This window comes from Dongia mobilis, from assembly GCF_004363235.1.
Lineage (GTDB): Bacteria > Pseudomonadota > Alphaproteobacteria > Dongiales > Dongiaceae > Dongia > Dongia mobilis.
In genome coordinates this window covers 267,183-284,355 of the sequence record NZ_SNYW01000009.1, presented here as the reverse complement: position 1 = coordinate 284,355, position 17,173 = coordinate 267,183, and the positions used below count along the sequence as shown (strand labels likewise).

Sequence of the window (17,173 nt, the reverse complement as noted above, 5' to 3'; positions counted from 1 at the left end):
CCTGCGGCTGGAGGCGCTCAGCGCTTCCAGCTTGCCCCCAGCGCCTGGAGGAACATGCGGCCCGCCATGATGGCGGTGAGCCCGTTGGCCGGTTCCCAGGCCGGGGCGATTTCCACCACATCCATGCCGACCAGGCGCTGGCGCGAGGCAATGGCGCGGATCAGCCGGAACATTTGCGGCGCGGTGAGACCGCCGGGCGAGGGGGCCAGCACCGCCGGCATGATGCTGGGATCGACGCCGTCGGCATCGATGGTAATAAAGACCGGTTGATCGCCGGGAATCTGGTCGATCACCCAGTCGATGCCATGCGCGTGCACTTCATGGGCCGGGATGAGCCGCGATCCCCAAGCCAGCGCCGCTTCCACCTCCGGGCGGCGCGCGCTGCCGGTGCCGCGCAGGCCGATCTGGGTCATGCCGCCGATCCAGGGCAGTTCGCTCGCCCGCCGCAGCGGGCTGCTATAGCCGTTGCGGATTCCCTGCACCTCGTCGCGCCAGTCGAGATGCGCGTCAATGTGGACGATATGGATTTTCTCGCCCAGGCCGGCAAGGCCGTGCAGCAGCGGGATGGTGGCGCCATGATCGCCGCCGATGCCGAAGACCTGCGTGCTCGTGCGCCACAGGCCGGCGAACAGTTCGCCCGCCCTGGCCAGGAAGGAGCCGTAATCCCCGCCGTCCCAGACCAGATCGCCGAGATCGTGGCAGTGCGGCGGCAGGAACTCGGCCAGCGGCGCGCCATTGTCAAAATCCCAGTGGTCGCGCCCATCGCAGAACTGGATCGACTGGCGCCGCACCCATTGCGGGGCATTCGCCTGGTCGTTCGGCCAGGGATCGCGCGGATAGGGTTCGCTCAAGGGAATGCCGACGATCGCGACATCAGCCCGCCTGGCGCCGGGGTCGGTGACGATCGGCCAGTCAAGGAATCCGCGATTTGGTCGGGACAGCATGGCGGACGCTACGATGCGTCCGCACCCATCGTCAATCGGCGACGATGGCGGAATCAGACGGCGCGGCGGCGGTCGCGCTGGAGAAGGGCCGGCAGCGCACCGCGCCTCGGCATCATGGGAACCAGTGCCGCCGACAGATCCTGTTCCGAGACGATCGTATCCGTGCGGCAGATTTCGTCGACACAGGCGGCAAGCGCCTCGTGCCAATCGGGTTGTACCAGGCCAAAGCGTTCGCGGGCGATCGCACAATCAAGCTCGGTCCGGCGCGCCGGGGCGCCGATGGCGCCGAACCGGCTGGGCGAGATCGGCACCAGTTCCGCGGCGACGCGGTAGGCGGCGGCGTGGCCGAGGGCGACGCGGCCGAATTCAAAAAGGGTGGCCGGTGGCGTGGCGCTGAAATGGACGGTATGGCCCGCACCGTCGGACGCCGCGGTATCCAGCACGACCGTCGCTACCTGGCGCAATGCCGAGCAGAGTTCGCGGGCCGGGGTCGGGCCGCTGACATGGTCATGGGGAATGTGGACCCGGCCGCCCCGCTTGCCCAGCGACAGCATGGTGCGCAGCATGTTGTGGCCATGGATGCCGAACAGCCAGCCGCTCCTGAGGATGACGTGGTGCCGGCAATGGGCGCGTATCTCGGCCTCGGCCGCTGCCTGGGCCTGGCCGAACACGCTGATTGCGTCCGGCGCATCTGATTCGAGATAGGGGGTGGTCCGGTCGCCGCTGAAGACCTGGTCCGACGACAGGTGGAGCAGGGGGATGTTGCGCGCGCCGGCCACTTCCGCGAGGTCGCCGACCGCCCAATGACTGCGCGCCTGGGTGAGCGTCCGGTCGCGTTCGGCACGCTCATTGGCGGCGGAGCCGACGATGCTGACGATGAGGTCGGGCGCCAGCGCCTCGACATTGCGGCGTAGGCGCTCGATGTCGAGCAGGCCGACATCCGGACCGTCGAAACTGTGGATCTCGGTACCGGCCGGCCAGCGCAATGCCGTCAAATCGGCACCGAGAGCCGGGTTGCGACCGATGATCAATATCTGCTTGGCGCGGCGCATGGGTCACACTCCCGAGGGCACGAGTCCTCACACGAAAACATGCGCAACTATACCACTCGGTCGCAGCCCGATCCAGCCACGCACAGAAATATTACAGGTAAATCAATACGATAATCATAAAATGCGAGACAAATGCCGGGGCAAAGAAAACCGCCGCCGGCAGGGCCGGCGGCGGTGCTTTTGATACGGCAATGTCGCCGAAATCAGGGATTCGGATGCCGGGCGCCGATGCAGGCTGCCTGGTAATCGGCCGTGCGCAGCTCGATATGGCGGTGATAGTCGAAGGAGGGCGCCGAACCACCGGCCTCGGCGATATCGACATAGTCGCCGCCGAGCAGGTTGGCCACGTCGCCATTCACGGCGATGGCGGGCGCGTTCTTGTAGATTTCCTGGGCCACAGTGGCCTCTTCGCCCTGCAGCAGGGCGATATTGGCGTCGCCCGAGGCGCATTCGCCGGAAACCTGGCGGTCAAGGTCGTATTGCGGCTGCACGGCACAGGCAGCAAGAGCCAAGGCGCCGAGGACGGGCAACAGAAACGTTTTCATATGAGTCTACCCCTTTTGAGTGATGCCCCTAATGGGTGTCGCTGGACACCGGATCCCAACCGCTATCGCCGGCCATGACCTGCGCGACATCGGCCCCCGATTCCGGCCGGAAGCGTCGGCAAGGATCAAATCATAATAATAGGTTAACCGCAAGATAGCTGGCGCAGTATGAAAGATCGGCGACAATCCGCCGCCGATCCAGACTGATTCGGTATTTCCTCAGAAAACCAGCGCCTTGGCCTGCTGCACCTGGGGCAGGGCCTGGACTGCCCGCAGAATTTCCGGCGGCAGCGGGCCATCGATCTCGACCAGGGCGATGGCGTCGCCACCCTGGGCGGCGCGGCCTAGCGCAAAAGTGGCGATGTTGATCCCATTGTCACCCAGCAGCGTGCCCAGCCGGCCGATGAAACCCGGCTTGTCGTCGTTGGTCACATAGAGCATGTGCGGGCCCAGTTCGGCGTCGATCTTGATACCCTTGATGTCGACCACACGGGGGCGCTGGTCGGCGAAGAGGGTGCCGGCGATCGAGCGCGACCAGCGTTCGGTCTCGACGGTGAGGCGGATGAGGGTATGATAGTCGCCCTCGCGCTCGTGCTTCGCCTCGGTCAGGTCGATGTTGCGCTCCTTGGCGACGAGCGGTGCATTGACCATGTTGACGCTGTCGGCCAGCAGAGGCTTCAGCAGCCCCTGCAGGATGAGGGCGGTCAGCGGCCGCGTGTTGAGCGATGCCACATGACCTTCGTATTCGACCGTCACCTTGCGGATGCCCGTCTCGGTGGCCTGGCCGGCAAAGGCGCCCAGCTGGTCGGCGAGCCGCATATAGGGGCGCAGTTTCGGCGCCTCCTCGACCGTGACAGAGGCCATGTTGAGGGCGTTGGTGACGGCGCCGTGCAGCAGGAAGTCCGACATCTGCTCGGCCACCTGGATGGCGACGTTGAGCTGCGCCTCGGTCGAGGAGGCACCGAGATGCGGGGTGCAGACGACGTTCGGGTGGCCGAACAGGATGTTTTCGGTCGCCGGTTCCACCGGAAAGACGTCGAGGGCGGCACCGGCCACCTTGCCGCTGTCGAGGGCCGCCTTCAGATCGGCCTCGACGACGAGGCCGCCGCGGGCGCAATTGATGATGCGCACGCCGTCCCTGCATTTGGCGAGCGCCGCTGCGTCGATCAGGTTGCGCGTCTGGTCGGTCAATGGCGTGTGCAGCGAGATGAAATCGGCCCGCGCCAGCAGCGCGTCCAGGTCGACCTTCTCGACGCCGAGGTCGAGCGCGCGCTCGGGCGAGAGGAAGGGGTCATAGGCGATCACCTTCATCTTGAGGCCCTGTGCGCGGTCGGCGACGATCGAGCCGATATTGCCGCAGCCGACCAGCCCCAGGGTCTTGGCGTAAAGCTCGACGCCGACAAAACGGGATTTTTCCCATTTGCCCTGATGGGTCGAGCTGTTCGCCTCGGGGATGTGGCGCGCCAGCGCCATCATCATCGCGACGGAGTGCTCGGCCGTGGTGATGTTGTTGCCGAAGGGCGTGTTCATGACGCAGATGCCGCGCGCGGTCGCGGCCTTCACGTCGATATTGTCGACGCCGATGCCGGCGCGACCCACCACCTTCAGCTTCGCAGCGGCGGCCAGCACATCGGCCGTCACCTTGCTGGCGGAACGCACGGCGAGGCCGTCGAAATCACCGATGATGGCGGCCAGTTCCTTCGGCTTCAGGCCGATCTTTTCGGTGACGTCGATGCCGCGCTCCTGGAAGATTTTCACGGCGGCGGGTGAGAGTTCGTCGGAGATGAGGACTTTTACCATGATTCAGTTCCCGCTCAGGACCGGTGTCGCATGCGCGTGCTTGACGGTGGCATAAGCCCAGTCGAGCCAGGGCAGCAGGGTTTCGATATCGCCATGTTCGACCGTGGCGCCGCACCAGATGCGCAGGCCCGGCGGCGCATCGCGATAGGCGCCGACATCCAGCCCGGCGGCTTCCTTGTCGAGCAGAACGGTGATCTCCTTCGCGACCCGTTCCTGCCCTTCCTGGTCCTGTGCCAGGAACCAGGAATCGGTGATCTTGAGGCAAACCGAAGTGTTGGAGCGCGTGGTTGGATCTTCGGCCAGGAAATCCGCCCAGTCGGAGGCCGCCACCCAATCAGCGACGAGGCGGAGATTGGCCTCGGAGCGGGCAATGAGACCGCCCAGTCCACCCACGGATTCCGCCCAGCACAGGGCATCGATCTGGTCTTCGACGCAGAGCATCGAGGGCGTGTTGATGGTCTCGCCCTTGAAGATACCTTCGATCAGCTTGCCGCCCTTGGCGAGGCGGAAGATTTTCGGCAGCGGCCAGGCCGGCTGGTAAGTGGTCAGCCTGTCCACGGCGCGGGGCGAGAGGGCAATCATGCCATGGCCGCCTTCGCCGCCCAGCACCTTCTGCCAGGACCAGGTGACGACATCGAGCTTGTGCCAGGGCAGGTCCGTCGCAAAGACGGCCGAGGTGGCATCGCAGATGGTGAGGCCGGTGCGGTCGTCGGCGATCCAGTCGCCATGGGGCACCCGCACGCCCGAAGTGGTTCCGTTCCAGGCGAACACGATGTCATCCGCCTTGTCGATCCCGCCGAGATCGGGCAGGCCGCCGTAGCCGGCGCGGCGGATCTTGGTCGGCAAATGCAGTTCGTTGACGATGTCGCTGGCCCAGCCGTCGCTGAAGCTTTCGAAGGCGAGGACCGTGATGGGATTGGGTCCAAGCAGGGACCAGAGGGCCATTTCGACGGCACCGGTGTCCGAGGCGGGCACGATGCCAAGTCGATAGGCAGCCGGGATGCCAAGCAGGCGCTTCGAGCGTTCGATCACCTCGGCCAGCTTGTCCTTGCCGGGCTTCGAGCGGTGCGAGCGACCGAGAACCGAGATATCTAGATTTTGCGGGGTCCAGCCGGGGCGCTTGGCGCAGGGACCCGACGAGAAAAGCGGCCGCGACGGCCGCTGCAGCGGTTTCAACATGTGCGATCCTTCCAGATCGAAGCGCTCCGTTGGGGGAGCGTGGCCCGCGATCCGTATGCCGCAAGGGAAGGCGGAATGTCAAGCAGGGAACAGAAATGGTCGCTTTGAGAAGGATTTCGGGGGCAATCGGCACGCGATCCTTCGCGCTTTGCCTTTCGCTGCGTGGCGGCGTAGTTTCCGAAACGATGGTTCTCGGATTCGGGGCGGCGTGGCCGTTGCCGACCGGGATTAATAGGGAACGCGGTGCGAAACCGCGGCTGCCCCCGCAACTGTAAGCGGTGAGCGCGCCATCATTCGAGCCACTGGAGCAAACCAGCCCCGGGAAGGCCGATGGAGCGCTTTGACCCGCGAGCCAGGAGACCTGCCATCATCCGATGAACCCAAACGACCGGGCGGTGGGCCTGGTGGAGGTTGCGACGATGATTGCTTCCCGGACTGATTCCACGACCACTGATTTCGCCGCGCTGCGGGCCGAGCAGTATTGCGACGCGCTGCGGCAACTTGATGCCGTTGCCCATGAACCCGTGCAAATGAAACTGCTGGCCTGGGTGATGGGCTTGCCCGCCGGCATCGACCCCGCCGACGCTGCCCGCCTGGTGCTTGGCCAGCAGCAGGCCGGCATCTCGGCTCCGCTCATGAAACTGGTCGAGACCGTGGCTGCATATCCGCGCGCGCGTCTGGCACAGATGGTGACCGGCCGGCGGCGCGCCGCATTGAATTGAAGGCTGCATGTCACAACGTGTAGAAGACGCGCCCCTCGATGCGGTCGATCTTGTCCGGCTTGCGATCGAGATGGCCGAGCGCTAGGGCGCGGTTGACGGCAACGGCACCGATCACCGCGTCGAGCGCATCGCCGCCGGTATTGTCGAGCAGGCTCGCCCGCAGCGATCGTTTCGGCCCTGCCAGCCAATGTGATGCCACCAGGAGATCGAGGATGCCGGCCCGTGCCTTGCGGTGCGCAGGTGTCGTCCCCTTATAGCTGGGATAGTGGTCAAGGCGGATCAGCGAGCAGGCGGCGCAGACCTCGATCAGCAGCGGCCGCCCGGCGCGTTTCGGCATCTGCGGCCAGACGGCCGCCTGTCCCGCCGCGACCAATGGCGCCAGCAGATGGCCGATACCCCACCAGGTCTGGCGATAAAGGCGCAGGTTGAAGGAATTGAAAGGAGTCCTGTCCTCGCGATCAGTGCGCCGCTTGGTTTCGACCCCGCCGGTCGCCACATGGCAGAGATCATGAAAGTCCCGCGGCGTGGGGTAGCGATTGATAAAATCCAGGGCGAAGCGGCGCCAATCTTTTGCCGCCACCAGATCGGCCGGCAGGCTGAAAGGGAAGTCGCAGCCGGCGATCGTGTCGGCATCGGTCAGCACATGGGTGCGGAGGGCGGAAAGGGCGATGCCGGGTGCCCTGGCGCCACCGGGCAGCTGCATGGCCGGCCGGCAATCCGTGACTGACAGCGGGCCATCCTCGCGCCGACCGGCGGCGATCCAGATCCTGGCGCCCGCGTCGCTGGCACCGCTGAAATCGATGCCCAGAATGCGAGTCATTGCATGCGCGTCAGTCTAGCGCGGTGGCGAGATGTGCGAGGGCGCGGGCGACCGTCTGGCGCCGCACGGCATCGCGGTCGCCGTCGAACTGGCAGCGCTCGACCTGGGACCAGCCGTCTTTGCGGGCGAGGCCGATGAAGACCAGGCCGACGGGCTTTTCCGCCGAGCCGCCACCTGGGCCGGCAATGCCGGTGACCGAGACCGCAACATCGGCCTGCGCCCGGCGTAGCGCGCCCTTTGCCATGGCCTCCGCCACCTCCGTGCTGACGGCACCCTTTGCGGCAATGAGATCGGACGGCACTCCGAGGCTTTCCGATTTGGCCTGGTTGGAATAGGTCACCCAGCCGCGTTCGAACACATCCGACGAGCCGGCGATGGCTGTGAGGGTGGCGGCAACCAGGCCGCCGGTGCAGCTTTCCGCCGTCGCGATCCTGAGGCCGCGTTGCCGATAGAGTTCCAGCAATCCGGCAAGGTCCATCGCGTCCTCGTCAGTTCGTCGCCGGCAGGGCCACGGTCGCAGTCGCCTGGGCGGCGATGCCTTCGCCGCGTCCAGTGAAACCCAGCTGTTCCGTGGTCGTCGCCTTGACACTGATGCGATCGACGGCGAGGCCGAGAATCTCGGCCAGCTTCGCCGCCATGGCGGCACGGTGCGGCCCGACCTTGGGCTTCTCGCAGATTATGGTGATGTCGCAGTGGACGATGCGGCCGCCCTTGTCGCCGACCAGCTTCTGCGCATGGGCGAGGAATTTCCACGACGGCGCGCCGCGCCATTGCGGGTCGGATGGCGGGAAATGCTGGCCGATATCGCCCGCGCCGATGGCCCCCAGAATGGCATCGGTCAGCGCATGCATGCCGACATCGGCGTCGGAATGACCCTCGAGTTTCTGATGCCAGGGAATGGTGACCCCGCACATGATGACGCCATCGCCGGGAATGAGGCGATGCACATCGAAGCCGTTCCCGGTGCGGAATTCCATTTGTTCGCTCATCAGTCGCTCCGCCCGCGCGAGATCGGCGGGATTGGTGATCTTGAAATTGTCTTCATGGCCGGTGACCAGCGCCACGTCGAGGCCGGCCGCTTCCGCCACCGCCGCATCATCGGTCATTTCGAGGCCCGTCGACGCGGCCTTGTGTGCCGCCAGTATGGCGCCGAAACGGAAGCCCTGCGGTGTCTGGGCGCGAAACAGACCGGCTCGGTCGATGGTGGCGCCGCTGAAGAGTGCACCCTGTCTCTCGGTTCCTCGTTTCAGTGTGTCCACCACCGGTACCACGACCAGCGCACCGGCATGGTGCGAAAGCGTGTCGATGGTGCGGTCGATGGTATCGGCATCAATGAACGGCCGGGCCGCGTCGTGGATCAGGACGTAGTCCGGCGCTGCCTCGACGAGGCTCCCGAGGCCGAGGCGGACCGATTCCTGCCGCGATCGGCCGCCGGCCACCGGCGTCATGATGTCCAGCCCGGCCGCGGCCGCGTCATAAAGATCACGGCAGGCGGGGTTGATGACGACGCGCACCCCGGCGATGCGGGGATGCCGGTGGAACGTGTCCAGGCAGTGCCGCAAGACCGCCTTGCCACCCAGGGTCAGGTACTGTTTCGGCAGGTCCTGGCCCATGCGGCTGCCGCTACCGGCGGCAACGACCAGGGCGATGGTGCGGGGAGTGGGGGGTGAAGACATGACCGCTCTCTAGGCCATCCGATGTGGTTTGCCAAGGGGGCGGCGCCTCACCATAATGCGCGCCATGCCAAGCCATATTTCCCTGCAAATCGTCGGTCTTGTCTCGCTCCTGCCGCTCTGTGTCCTGGCGCTCACCGCGCGGCTGCGGCGGGACATCTTTTTCTGGGCGCTGCTGCTCGGCTGCGCGCTGGTCTGCCTCAGTGTATTCGGCCGCAGCATATCGGATGGCTGGCAAGCGGGGTTCAGCGCCGCGCTCTGGGCCAGCATGGCCGTCTCGCTGGTGGTCTTCATCGGCGTGTCGCTGGCGAACCGCGAGGCCTACCGTCTGAGTGCGCTTCTTTTGCCCTATCTCGCCGCCCTGGCGCTGCTGGCGCTGCTGTTCAGCGCCTATGCCGAGGCGGCGCCCGAGATCGGCTCCGCCGCCTGGTTCCAGGCCCATGTACTGCTGGCGCTGGCGAGCTATGGCATCCTGACCGTGGGTGCGATTGCCGGCCTTGCCGTGCTGCTGCAGGAGAGGGCTCTCAAGCAGCGTCAAAGTGGCTGGTCCGAACGCGCCCTGCCGCCCCTGCTGGTAGCGGAGAACCTGCAGATCCGCCTGCTTACCTGGGCGGCAGCCTTCATGGCGGCGGCGCTTGCCAGCGGATTTGCCAACTCATTGATGGGCAACGGTACTTGGCTGCAGCTCAGCCACAAGGTTCTGCTGTCGGTCCTGGCTTTCGCCGTCCTGCTGGCCCTTCTGATTGTGCACCGCGTCACCGGCCTGCGTGGACGGCGGGCCGCGCGCTGGGTCCTTGCCGGCTATCTGCTATTGACCCTGGGCTATCCGGGCGTGAAGTTCGTCAAGGATGTGCTGATCGGGTGAATTTTGCCCTTTGCCGGCGCCGACGCCGGATTTTTGTTGCATTTCCGACAGATCGCGATAGAAATCGCCCAGAATTTAGGCATTATATTCCCTTGCCTTAAAAATGAGCAGATATACTTCATGAGCCTTCAGATCGGCCCTATCAAGATTGAGGATCCGGTGATCCTGGCGCCCATGTCGGGCGTCACCGACATGCCGTTCCGCCGCCTGGTGAAACAGGAAGGTGCCGGGCTCGTCGTGTCTGAAATGATCGCCTCGGAAGCCATGATCCGGCAGACGCGCCAGACCATTAAGATGATCACCAATTGCGCCGAGGAAGCGCCGATGTCGGTGCAGCTGGCCGGCTGCGAACCGCATGTCATGGCCGAGGCGGCGAAGCTCAACGAGGACCGTGGTGCCGCCATCATCGACATCAATTTCGGCTGCCCGGTGAAGAAAGTCGTCAACGGGCATGCCGGGTCGGCGCTGATGCGCGACGAAGTTCATGCCGGAAGGATCCTGGAAGCGACGGTGCAGGCGGTGCGACTGCCGGTCACGCTCAAGATGCGCATGGGCTGGGATTCCACCAATCTTAATGCGCCGAGCCTGGCAAAGATCGCCGAGAATGCCGGCATCCAGATGATCACGATCCACGGCCGCACGCGCGCCCAGCTGTACACCGGCGAGGCCGATTGGGGCTTTGTGCGCCGGGTCAAGGAAGCGGTCTCGGTGCCGGTCATCGTCAATGGCGACATCACCACGGTGGAAAAGGCGAGGGAAGCGCTCGATCTCTCCGGCGCCGATGGCGTCATGATCGGCCGCGGCGCCTATGGCAGGCCCTGGTTCCCGAACCAGGTGATCCGCTTCCTCAGGGATGGCGAGCGGTTGCCTGATCCGCCGCTCTGGCGGCAATACCAGATCCTGATGGCGCATTACGAGGCAATGCTGGCGCATTACGGCGTCGGTACCGGGCTGAAGATCGCGCGCAAGCATGTCGCCTGGTATTCGAAGGGCCTGCCGGGCTCGGCGGAATTCCGCGTGCGGATCAATGGCGAGGACACGCCCGAAGGTGCCAAGGCCGCCATTCGTGCCTTCTATGAACCGCAATTGGAGCGGCAGGCGGCATGACGAGCCGGATGCCAGCGGAAGCCCTACCCACGCTGGCACGCGAGCCGGGCGGCCAGGAAACGGGCGGCCAAGTTACGGGTAGCTCTGATTTGGGGAGGCCGAAGCTGTTGCCGGGCCAGCTGCCGGACAGCCTGGCCCTGCTCGAGGCGCTGCCGATCGCCATTTTCTCGCTCGACGCGAACAACAACGTGGTCAGCCTCAATGGCGCCGCCGAGGCCCTTCTCGGCATCAGCCGGGCCCAGCTTGTCGGCAAGCCCCTTTCGGATCACATCGCCGCGGATTCGCCTCTCTTTCAGCTGGTCGAGGCGACGCGTGCCGGGTCGATCGCGGTTGGCGAATCGGACATGGCCCTGTCGGGGCCGCGCCTCTCCATCGAGCATGCGGCCATCGACGTCGCCATGGTGAATGCGCAAACCGGGCAGGTTGCCGTGATGTTGCAGGATCGCGACCTGGAATGGCGGCTGGCGCAGCAGGCGGTTAGCCGCGACGCCGTGCGCTCGGCCAAGGCGATTGCCGCAATGCTGGCTCATGAGGTGAAGAACCCGCTCTCCGGCATCCGCGGCGCCGCCCAGTTGCTGGAATCGAAGGTGTCGCCCAGCGATCGCCAGCTGACACAGCTGATCTGCGAGGAAACAGACCGCATTGTCGGTCTGGTCAATGGGCTGGAGGTCTTCACGGATTCGCGGCCGACGCCGATGGCTGCCGTCAACATCCACGAGGTGCTGGGCCATGTGCGGCGCCTGACCGAGGCCGGCATCGGCCGCGACGCCCAGTTCCGCGAGGAATACGACCCCTCGCTGCCGCCGGTCCATGGCAATCGCGACCAGCTCATCCAGGTGTTTCTCAACCTCGTCAAGAACGCGGTCGAGGCCTTGCCGCTGCATGGCGGCATCATCCAGATCGGCACGCGCTACCGGCCCGGCCTCAAGGTGAGCGAACCCGGTGCCGGCGCCAGGCGGCGCCTCGGTCTCGTCGTCACCATCCAGGACAACGGCGCCGGCGTGCCGGATGCCCTCAAGGCACAGCTGTTCGAGCCGTTCGTCAGCGGCAAGGCGGGCGGCAAGGGGCTGGGTCTCGCCCTGGTTGCGAAGGTGGTGAACGATCACGGCGGGCTCATTGAATGCGACAGCCAGCCCGGCCGCACCGTCTTCTCGGTAATCCTGCCGATCGCCGATCCGCGCAGCGAAGGATCATGACCAGATGAACAAGACAGTCCTCGTCGCCGATGACGACCGCGCCATCCGCATGGTGCTGAGCCAGGCCCTGGCCGAACGCGGGCACCAGGTGAAGGCGGCCGCCAATGCGGCCACGCTGTGGCAATGGGTCAAGAACGGCGAGGGTGACGTCATTGTCACCGACGTGATGATGCCGGATGGCGACGGGCTGGATCTGGTGCCGCGCATCAAGGCCGAACGGCCGGACATTCCGATCATCGTCATGAGCGCGCAGAACACGATCCTGACCGCGATCAAGGCCACCGAACGGGGCGCCTTCGAATATCTGCCGAAACCCTTCGACCTCGGTGCCCTGACGGCGGCGGTCGAGCGGGCGCTGACCCGGCCGCGCGACAGCGTCACCGCGCCGCCGCCGGGCGAGGCGACGGCGCAGGACAAGCTGCCGATCATCGGCCGCTCGGCGGCGATGCAGGAAATCTACCGTGTCGTGGCCAGATTGGTCGGCACCGACATGACCGCGCTGATCCACGGCGAATCCGGTACCGGCAAGGAACTGGTGGCGCGCGCGCTGCACGATTTCGGGCGCCGGCGCGAGCGGCCCTTTGTCGCCGTCAACATGGCGGCGATCCCGCGCGAGTTGATCGAAAGCGAGCTGTTCGGCCATGAGAAGGGGGCCTTCACCGGCGCCGTGCAGCGCGGCATCGGCAAGTTCGAGGCGGCAGCCGGCGGCACCCTGTTTCTGGACGAGATCGGCGACATGCCGCTGGAAGCGCAGACGCGCCTGTTGCGGGTGCTGCAATCCGGCGAGTTCACCCCGGTGGGCGGCCGCACGCCGATCCGCGCCGACGTCCGCATCGTCGCCGCGACGCATCGCGACCTGCGGCAGCTGATCCAGCAGGGCCGCTTCCGCGAGGACCTTTATTACCGGCTCAATGTCGTGCCGATCACCCTGCCGCCGCTGCGCGACCGGGCGGAGGACATTCCCGACCTTGCCCGACATTTCCTCGAGCAGATCGCAACCGAGGGATTGCCGGCGAAGACCCTCGACCCGGAGGCGCAGGCACTGCTGAAGAAGCATCGCTGGCCGGGAAATGTGCGCGAGCTCGAGAACCTGATGCGCCGGATCTCGGTACTCTACAGCGAGCCCAATATCGATGCCCGCATTGTCGGCGAGCAGTTGCGGGCCCAGGAACAGGCGACCAGTGCCGGCGCGCGCGCCACTGACGAGACACTCGGCCAGTCGGTCGAACGGCATCTCAGGGCCTATTTCGAGGCACATGAAGGCGCCTTGCCCGCGCGCGGGCTTTATGATCGGATCCTGCACGAGATCGAACGACCGCTGCTGGCCATTTCGATGGAAGCGACCCGCGGCAACCAGATCAGGGCGGCGGACCTGCTCGGCCTCAACCGCAATACCCTGCGCAAGAAGCTGAGGGAGCTGGAACTGCAGCCGACCCGCGGTGCGCGCTGAAGGGAGTGGGCAAGTCGTGAGTGTGGAAGGCGCCGGCAGCCGGAATTCCGAAGTGCGCGCGAGCGAAGCGCCGCGGGGTGCGGGGGAACCGCAATCAGGCGATCGGCCCAGACAGAAGTCGCTGATCAAGTCGGTGATCGCGTGGGGCCGGACGGTCGGATTCGAGCGCAAATTCGCGATTTCGCTGCTGGTGCTCGGATCGATCCTGGGCCTGCTCACCTATCTGGCGGTGAGCGACATCTGGAACCCGGAGGAGCAGGTCCGGACCGTGACCTGGCTGCTGACCGGCGATCTCGTCGTCTCGCTGCTCCTGGCGATGATCATTGCTCGGCGTGTGGTGCTGTTGTGGATCGGGCGGCGCAAGGGGCTGGCCGGGGCGCGGTTGCATGCGCGCATGGTGCTGATGTTCGGGATGATCGCCGTGGTGCCGACCATCGTGGTTTCGGTCTTTTCGGTCGCCTTTCTCAATTATGGTCTCGACGCGTGGTTTTCGGAACGCATCAAGAATGCGGTCGAGAGTTCGCTCAATGTGGCCCAGTCCTATCTCAACGAGTCGCAGGAGCGCATCCGCGAGGATACCGTCGCCCTGGCCAACGAACTGCGGCTGGATGGCCTGATCAACATCGGCAATTCGGAGCGGTTCCAGAACAGCTTCGACCAGGAACTCGTCCGCCAGGGCCTGTCGGAAGCGGTCATTGTCGACCAGCAGCGCCGCATTGTGGCGCGGGGCGGGTTCAGCCTGCTGATGGAGTTCAGCCTGGATATTCCGGAGGACGCGTTCACCGATGCCGATCGCGGCGAAGTGGTCGTTCTGCCATCCGTGACCGGCGATCGCGTTCGCGCCTTCCTGCTGCTCGACCCCCTGGGCGGGCTGTACCTCTATGCCGGTCGACTGATAGATGACCGGGTCCTGGCTTCGGTGCGCGGGACACAGGATGCGGTCCGGCTCTACCAGCATCTCGAGCGCGACCGCTCGTCGCTGCAACTGACCTTTGCCGTGGTGTTCGCCGGCCTCGCTTTGCTGCTGCTGCTCGGCGCCATCTGGTATGCGATCCATTCAGCCACGCAGCTGGTGAAGCCGCTGTCCCGGCTCGCCGGTGCGGCGCAGCGAGTGGGCGGCGGCGACCTGACGGCGCGGGTCAAGATCGGCGCGCGCGAGGACGAGCTGTCGGCGCTCGGCCGCACCTTCAACGTCATGGTCTCGCAGCTGCAAAGCCAGCAGGCCGCACTCCTGACCGCCAATCGCGACCTCAACGACCGCAGCCGCCTGACCGGGCTCATCCTCTCGGGCGTGTCGGCCGGCGTCATCGGCCTTACCGAACATGGGGTGGTTGATTTCGCCAACCGGTCGGCGGCGGAACTGCTGGGCGGCGAGGTGGATGGCTGGATCGGCCGGCCGCTGGCCGAGTTTGCACCGGAAATGGTCGAGATCGTCGCCCTGGCGCAACAGCGGAAATCAGGCTCGGCCGACGGGCAGATCAGCCTCAATCGCCAGGGCTCCACGCGCACTTTCCACCTGCGCGTGGTCTCCGAGGCGGATGCGGATGGACATATGCGCCTGGTGGTCACCTTCGACGACGTGACCGAGTTGCTCTCCGCGCAGCGCAAGGCAGCGTGGTCCGATATCGCGCGCCGCATTGCCCATGAAATCAAAAACCCGTTGACGCCGATCCAGCTTTCGGCCGAAAGGCTGAAGCGCAAATACCTGAAACAGATCGGCGACGACCCGGAAACCTTCACCGTCTGCACCGACACGATCATTCGTCATGTCGGCGACATCGGCCGCATGGTCGACGAGTTTTCCGCCTTTGCCCGCATGCCGGCCCCGGTACTGAAGCCGGAGGATCCGGCCCGCCTCGCGCGCGAATCGCTGTTCCTGCAGCAGAGCGCGCATCCGGCGATAAACTATGAAGTCCAGATGCCCGAGACGGGCATGACGCTGCTATGCGATTCCAGCCAGTTCAATCGCGCCGTCACCAACCTGCTGCAGAATGCCGCAGACGCGATCGAGGGGCGGATGGAGGAGGAAAGGGTGCGCGATCCGCAAGCCCCCTTGACGCCGGGACATATCCAATTATGGATTAGGCAAGAAGGCGACGCCCTGATGCTGAGCGTCGCGGATAACGGCAAGGGCCTGCCGAAAGAAGGGCGCGAGCGCTTGACAGAACCATATGTGACAACCCGAGCCAAGGGCACCGGCCTCGGCCTCGCCATCGTCAAGAAGATCATGGAGGATCACGGCGGCACCCTTTCGCTGACGGATCGACCCGGTGGCGGCGCCGTGATCACGCTGGCCTTTCCGCTCGACAGGGCGACAGGTGGCAACCCCGTCGCCGGGGTAAAGGACGCACCGGCGCCCGGCCTGCAGATTGCCAGTCGGTAGATGGGGTCCTGACCAGAATGGCCCGCGACATCCTGATCGTCGACGACGAAGCGGATATCCGCCTGCTGATCGCCGGAATTCTCGGCGACGAGGGTTTTCAGACGCGCGAAGCCGGCGACAGCGATTCCGCGCTGGCGCAATTGCGCCAGCGCCGCGCCAACCTCATCATCCTCGACATCTGGCTGAACAATTCGACCCTCGACGGGATGGGATTGCTGGAGGTCCTCAAGGTCGAATTTCCGGATGTGCCCGTCATCATGATCAGCGGCCACGGCAATATCGAGACCGCCGTCACGGCGATCAAGAACGGGGCCTATGATTTCATTGAGAAGCCGTTCAAGGCCGACCGGCTGCTGCTGACTATCGAGCGTGCGCTCGAGGCCGCGCGCCTGCGGCGCGAGGTCGAGGACCTCAAGCTGCGCGCCGGCGCCGAGGGCGAATTGATCGGCATGTCGCAGGCAATCACCCAGCTGCGCCTCGCCATCGAGCGTGTGGCGCCGACCGGCAGCCGGGTGCTGTTTTCCGGGCCGCCCGGCAGCGGCAAGGAAGTTGCGGCACGGCTTCTGCACCGGCGCTCGAAGCGTGCCGGCGGGCCCTTCATCGTGCTCAACTGTGCGACCATGCATCCGGACCGGCTGGAGCCGGAACTGTTCGGCCAGGAGCGGGACGGCGAGGGCGTCAAGACCGGGTTCCTGGAACAGGCCCATGGCGGCACCCTGCTGCTTGATGAAGTGGCCGACATGCCGCTCGAGACCCAGGGCAAGATCCTGCGGGTGCTGCAGGAGCAGACCTTCGAGCGGGTCGGCGGCAAGACCCGGGTCGAAGTCGATGTGCGGGTGATCGCGGCCACGGCCCGCGACCTGCAGGCCGAGATGAATGCGGGTCGCTTCCGCCAGGACCTGTTCTACCGCCTGAATGTGGTGCCGATGCGTCTGCCGCCCCTCAAGGAGCGTCGCGACGATATCCTGGCCCTGCTGGATTTCTTCATGGCACGGGCGTCGGAGCAGACCGGCCTGCCGGCGCGGCGCCTGGCCGACGACGCCCTGGCCGTGCTGCAGGCCTATGACTGGCCCGGCAATGTGCGCCAGCTGCGCAACGTCATCGACTGGCTGCTGATCATGACGCCGGGTGGCGTCGACGAGGTGATCCGCGCCGACATGCTGCCGCCCGATATCGGCGCCGTCTCGATCACCCCGTCGGCGCTGGCCGATGGGACCGAGGTCATGTCGCTGCCGCTGCGCGAGGCGCGGGAAATCTTCGAACGCCGCTATCTCGAGAGCCAGGTATCGCGCTTCGGCGGCAACATCTCGCGCACCGCCAGCTTCATCGGCATGGAGCGATCGGCGCTGCACCGGAAGCTGCGTTCGCTCGGGATCAATACCAACGAGCGCCAGGAAAACGGCAAGCCGGACGGCACCTGAACCAGCGACAACCACC

The 17,173-nt window shown here is 65.7% G+C and carries 15 protein-coding genes and 1 riboswitch; of the genes, 7 read left to right on the top strand and 8 right to left on the bottom strand.

Annotated elements, in window-relative coordinates:
* Nucleotides 1-17 precede the first annotated feature (17 nt).
* From A8950_RS12895 to A8950_RS12875, 5 genes are all read right to left on the bottom strand, one after another.
* Entirely contained in the window at nucleotides 18-944 is a 927-nt protein-coding gene (locus tag A8950_RS12895) for an arginase family protein (RefSeq protein ID WP_133614091.1), read from the bottom strand.
* Between the two features lie 53 nt (nucleotides 945-997).
* Nucleotides 998-1,996, bottom strand: a complete 999-nt coding sequence (locus A8950_RS12890) for an SDR family oxidoreductase (protein WP_133614090.1) — start codon at nucleotides 1,994-1,996, stop codon at nucleotides 998-1,000.
* Between the two features lie 203 nt (nucleotides 1,997-2,199).
* A complete protein-coding gene (locus A8950_RS12885; protein WP_133614089.1) occupies nucleotides 2,200-2,541 on the bottom strand; it encodes a hypothetical protein in 342 nt (113 codons plus the stop codon).
* Nucleotides 2,542-2,760: 219 nt separating this feature from the next.
* Nucleotides 2,761-4,341, bottom strand: a complete 1,581-nt coding sequence (gene serA, locus A8950_RS12880) for a phosphoglycerate dehydrogenase (protein ID WP_133614088.1) — start codon at nucleotides 4,339-4,341, stop codon at nucleotides 2,761-2,763.
* A 3-nt stretch (nucleotides 4,342-4,344) separates the two neighbouring features.
* Nucleotides 4,345-5,520: a phosphoserine transaminase gene (locus A8950_RS12875; RefSeq protein ID WP_133614087.1), complete on the bottom strand. Its 1,176-nt coding sequence runs from the start codon at nucleotides 5,518-5,520 to the stop codon at nucleotides 4,345-4,347.
* A 169-nt stretch (nucleotides 5,521-5,689) separates the two neighbouring features.
* Nucleotides 5,690-5,903, top strand: a riboswitch (cobalamin riboswitch).
* A 21-nt stretch (nucleotides 5,904-5,924) separates the two neighbouring features.
* Here A8950_RS12875 and A8950_RS12870 point away from each other — a divergent pair.
* Nucleotides 5,925-6,242 (top strand): hypothetical protein, encoded by a 318-nt coding sequence (locus A8950_RS12870; RefSeq protein ID WP_133614086.1) that lies wholly within the window; start codon nucleotides 5,925-5,927, stop codon nucleotides 6,240-6,242.
* A gap of 10 nt (nucleotides 6,243-6,252) precedes the next feature.
* On the opposite strand, the gene A8950_RS12865 is transcribed toward A8950_RS12870, so the two are convergent.
* The 3 genes from A8950_RS12865 to A8950_RS12855 are packed head-to-tail and all read right to left on the bottom strand — an operon-like array spanning nucleotide 6,253 to nucleotide 8,738.
* Nucleotides 6,253-7,062 (bottom strand): hypothetical protein, encoded by an 810-nt coding sequence (locus tag A8950_RS12865; RefSeq protein ID WP_133614085.1) that lies wholly within the window; start codon nucleotides 7,060-7,062, stop codon nucleotides 6,253-6,255.
* A gap of 10 nt (nucleotides 7,063-7,072) precedes the next feature.
* Nucleotides 7,073-7,540, bottom strand: a complete 468-nt coding sequence (locus A8950_RS12860) for a CinA family protein (RefSeq protein ID WP_133614084.1) — start codon at nucleotides 7,538-7,540, stop codon at nucleotides 7,073-7,075.
* Nucleotides 7,541-7,550: 10 nt separating this feature from the next.
* Nucleotides 7,551-8,738 (bottom strand): bifunctional 2-C-methyl-D-erythritol 4-phosphate cytidylyltransferase/2-C-methyl-D-erythritol 2,4-cyclodiphosphate synthase, encoded by a 1,188-nt coding sequence (locus tag A8950_RS12855; RefSeq protein WP_133614083.1) that lies wholly within the window; start codon nucleotides 8,736-8,738, stop codon nucleotides 7,551-7,553.
* Between the two features lie 55 nt (nucleotides 8,739-8,793).
* Between A8950_RS12855 and ccsA the strand changes: the two genes are divergently transcribed.
* The 6 genes from ccsA (at nucleotide 8,794) to ntrX (ending at nucleotide 17,157) form a co-directional block, all read left to right on the top strand.
* Nucleotides 8,794-9,600, top strand: coding sequence for a cytochrome c biogenesis protein CcsA (ccsA, locus tag A8950_RS12850; protein ID WP_133614082.1), 807 nt, complete (start codon nucleotides 8,794-8,796; stop codon nucleotides 9,598-9,600).
* 120 nt (nucleotides 9,601-9,720) lie between these two features.
* Nucleotides 9,721-10,707 (top strand): tRNA dihydrouridine synthase DusB, encoded by a 987-nt coding sequence (gene dusB / locus A8950_RS12845; RefSeq protein WP_133614081.1) that lies wholly within the window; start codon nucleotides 9,721-9,723, stop codon nucleotides 10,705-10,707.
* Nucleotides 10,708-10,814: 107 nt separating this feature from the next.
* Nucleotides 10,815-11,903 carry a two-component system sensor histidine kinase NtrB gene (locus A8950_RS12840; RefSeq protein WP_243735627.1) on the top strand — a complete coding sequence of 363 codons (1,089 nt, stop codon included), beginning with the start codon at nucleotides 10,815-10,817 and terminating at the stop codon, nucleotides 11,901-11,903.
* A gap of 4 nt (nucleotides 11,904-11,907) precedes the next feature.
* A complete protein-coding gene (gene ntrC, locus A8950_RS12835) occupies nucleotides 11,908-13,353 on the top strand; it encodes a nitrogen regulation protein NR(I) (protein WP_133614080.1) in 1,446 nt (481 codons plus the stop codon).
* A gap of 16 nt (nucleotides 13,354-13,369) precedes the next feature.
* Entirely contained in the window at nucleotides 13,370-15,736 is a 2,367-nt protein-coding gene (locus A8950_RS12830) for a sensor histidine kinase NtrY-like (RefSeq protein WP_133614079.1), read from the top strand.
* Between the two features lie 17 nt (nucleotides 15,737-15,753).
* Nucleotides 15,754-17,157 (top strand): nitrogen assimilation response regulator NtrX, encoded by a 1,404-nt coding sequence (gene ntrX, locus A8950_RS12825; RefSeq protein WP_133614078.1) that lies wholly within the window; start codon nucleotides 15,754-15,756, stop codon nucleotides 17,155-17,157.
* The last annotated feature ends 16 nt before the right edge of the window (nucleotides 17,158-17,173 follow it).

What these genes read in the sequence shown, in the direction of transcription:
- A8950_RS12855 (WP_133614083.1), bottom strand. Translation starts at nt 8,738, where the DNA reads ATGTCTTCACCCCCCACTCCCCGCACCATCGCCCTGGTCGTTGCCGCC.
- A8950_RS12890 (WP_133614090.1), bottom strand. Translation starts at nt 1,996, where the DNA reads ATGCGCCGCGCCAAGCAGATATTGATCATCGGTCGCAACCCGGCTCTC.
- A8950_RS12865 (WP_133614085.1), bottom strand. Translation starts at nt 7,062, where the DNA reads ATGACTCGCATTCTGGGCATCGATTTCAGCGGTGCCAGCGACGCGGGC.
- dusB (WP_133614081.1), top strand. Translation starts at nt 9,721, where the DNA reads ATGAGCCTTCAGATCGGCCCTATCAAGATTGAGGATCCGGTGATCCTG.
- ntrC (WP_133614080.1), top strand. Translation starts at nt 11,908, where the DNA reads ATGAACAAGACAGTCCTCGTCGCCGATGACGACCGCGCCATCCGCATG.
- A8950_RS12860 (WP_133614084.1), bottom strand. Translation starts at nt 7,540, where the DNA reads ATGGACCTTGCCGGATTGCTGGAACTCTATCGGCAACGCGGCCTCAGG.
- serA (WP_133614088.1), bottom strand. Translation starts at nt 4,341, where the DNA reads ATGGTAAAAGTCCTCATCTCCGACGAACTCTCACCCGCCGCCGTGAAA.
- A8950_RS12875 (WP_133614087.1), bottom strand. Translation starts at nt 5,520, where the DNA reads ATGTTGAAACCGCTGCAGCGGCCGTCGCGGCCGCTTTTCTCGTCGGGT.
- ccsA (WP_133614082.1), top strand. Translation starts at nt 8,794, where the DNA reads ATGCGCGCCATGCCAAGCCATATTTCCCTGCAAATCGTCGGTCTTGTC.
- ntrX (WP_133614078.1), top strand. Translation starts at nt 15,754, where the DNA reads ATGGCCCGCGACATCCTGATCGTCGACGACGAAGCGGATATCCGCCTG.
- A8950_RS12885 (WP_133614089.1), bottom strand. Translation starts at nt 2,541, where the DNA reads ATGAAAACGTTTCTGTTGCCCGTCCTCGGCGCCTTGGCTCTTGCTGCC.
- A8950_RS12895 (WP_133614091.1), bottom strand. Translation starts at nt 944, where the DNA reads ATGCTGTCCCGACCAAATCGCGGATTCCTTGACTGGCCGATCGTCACC.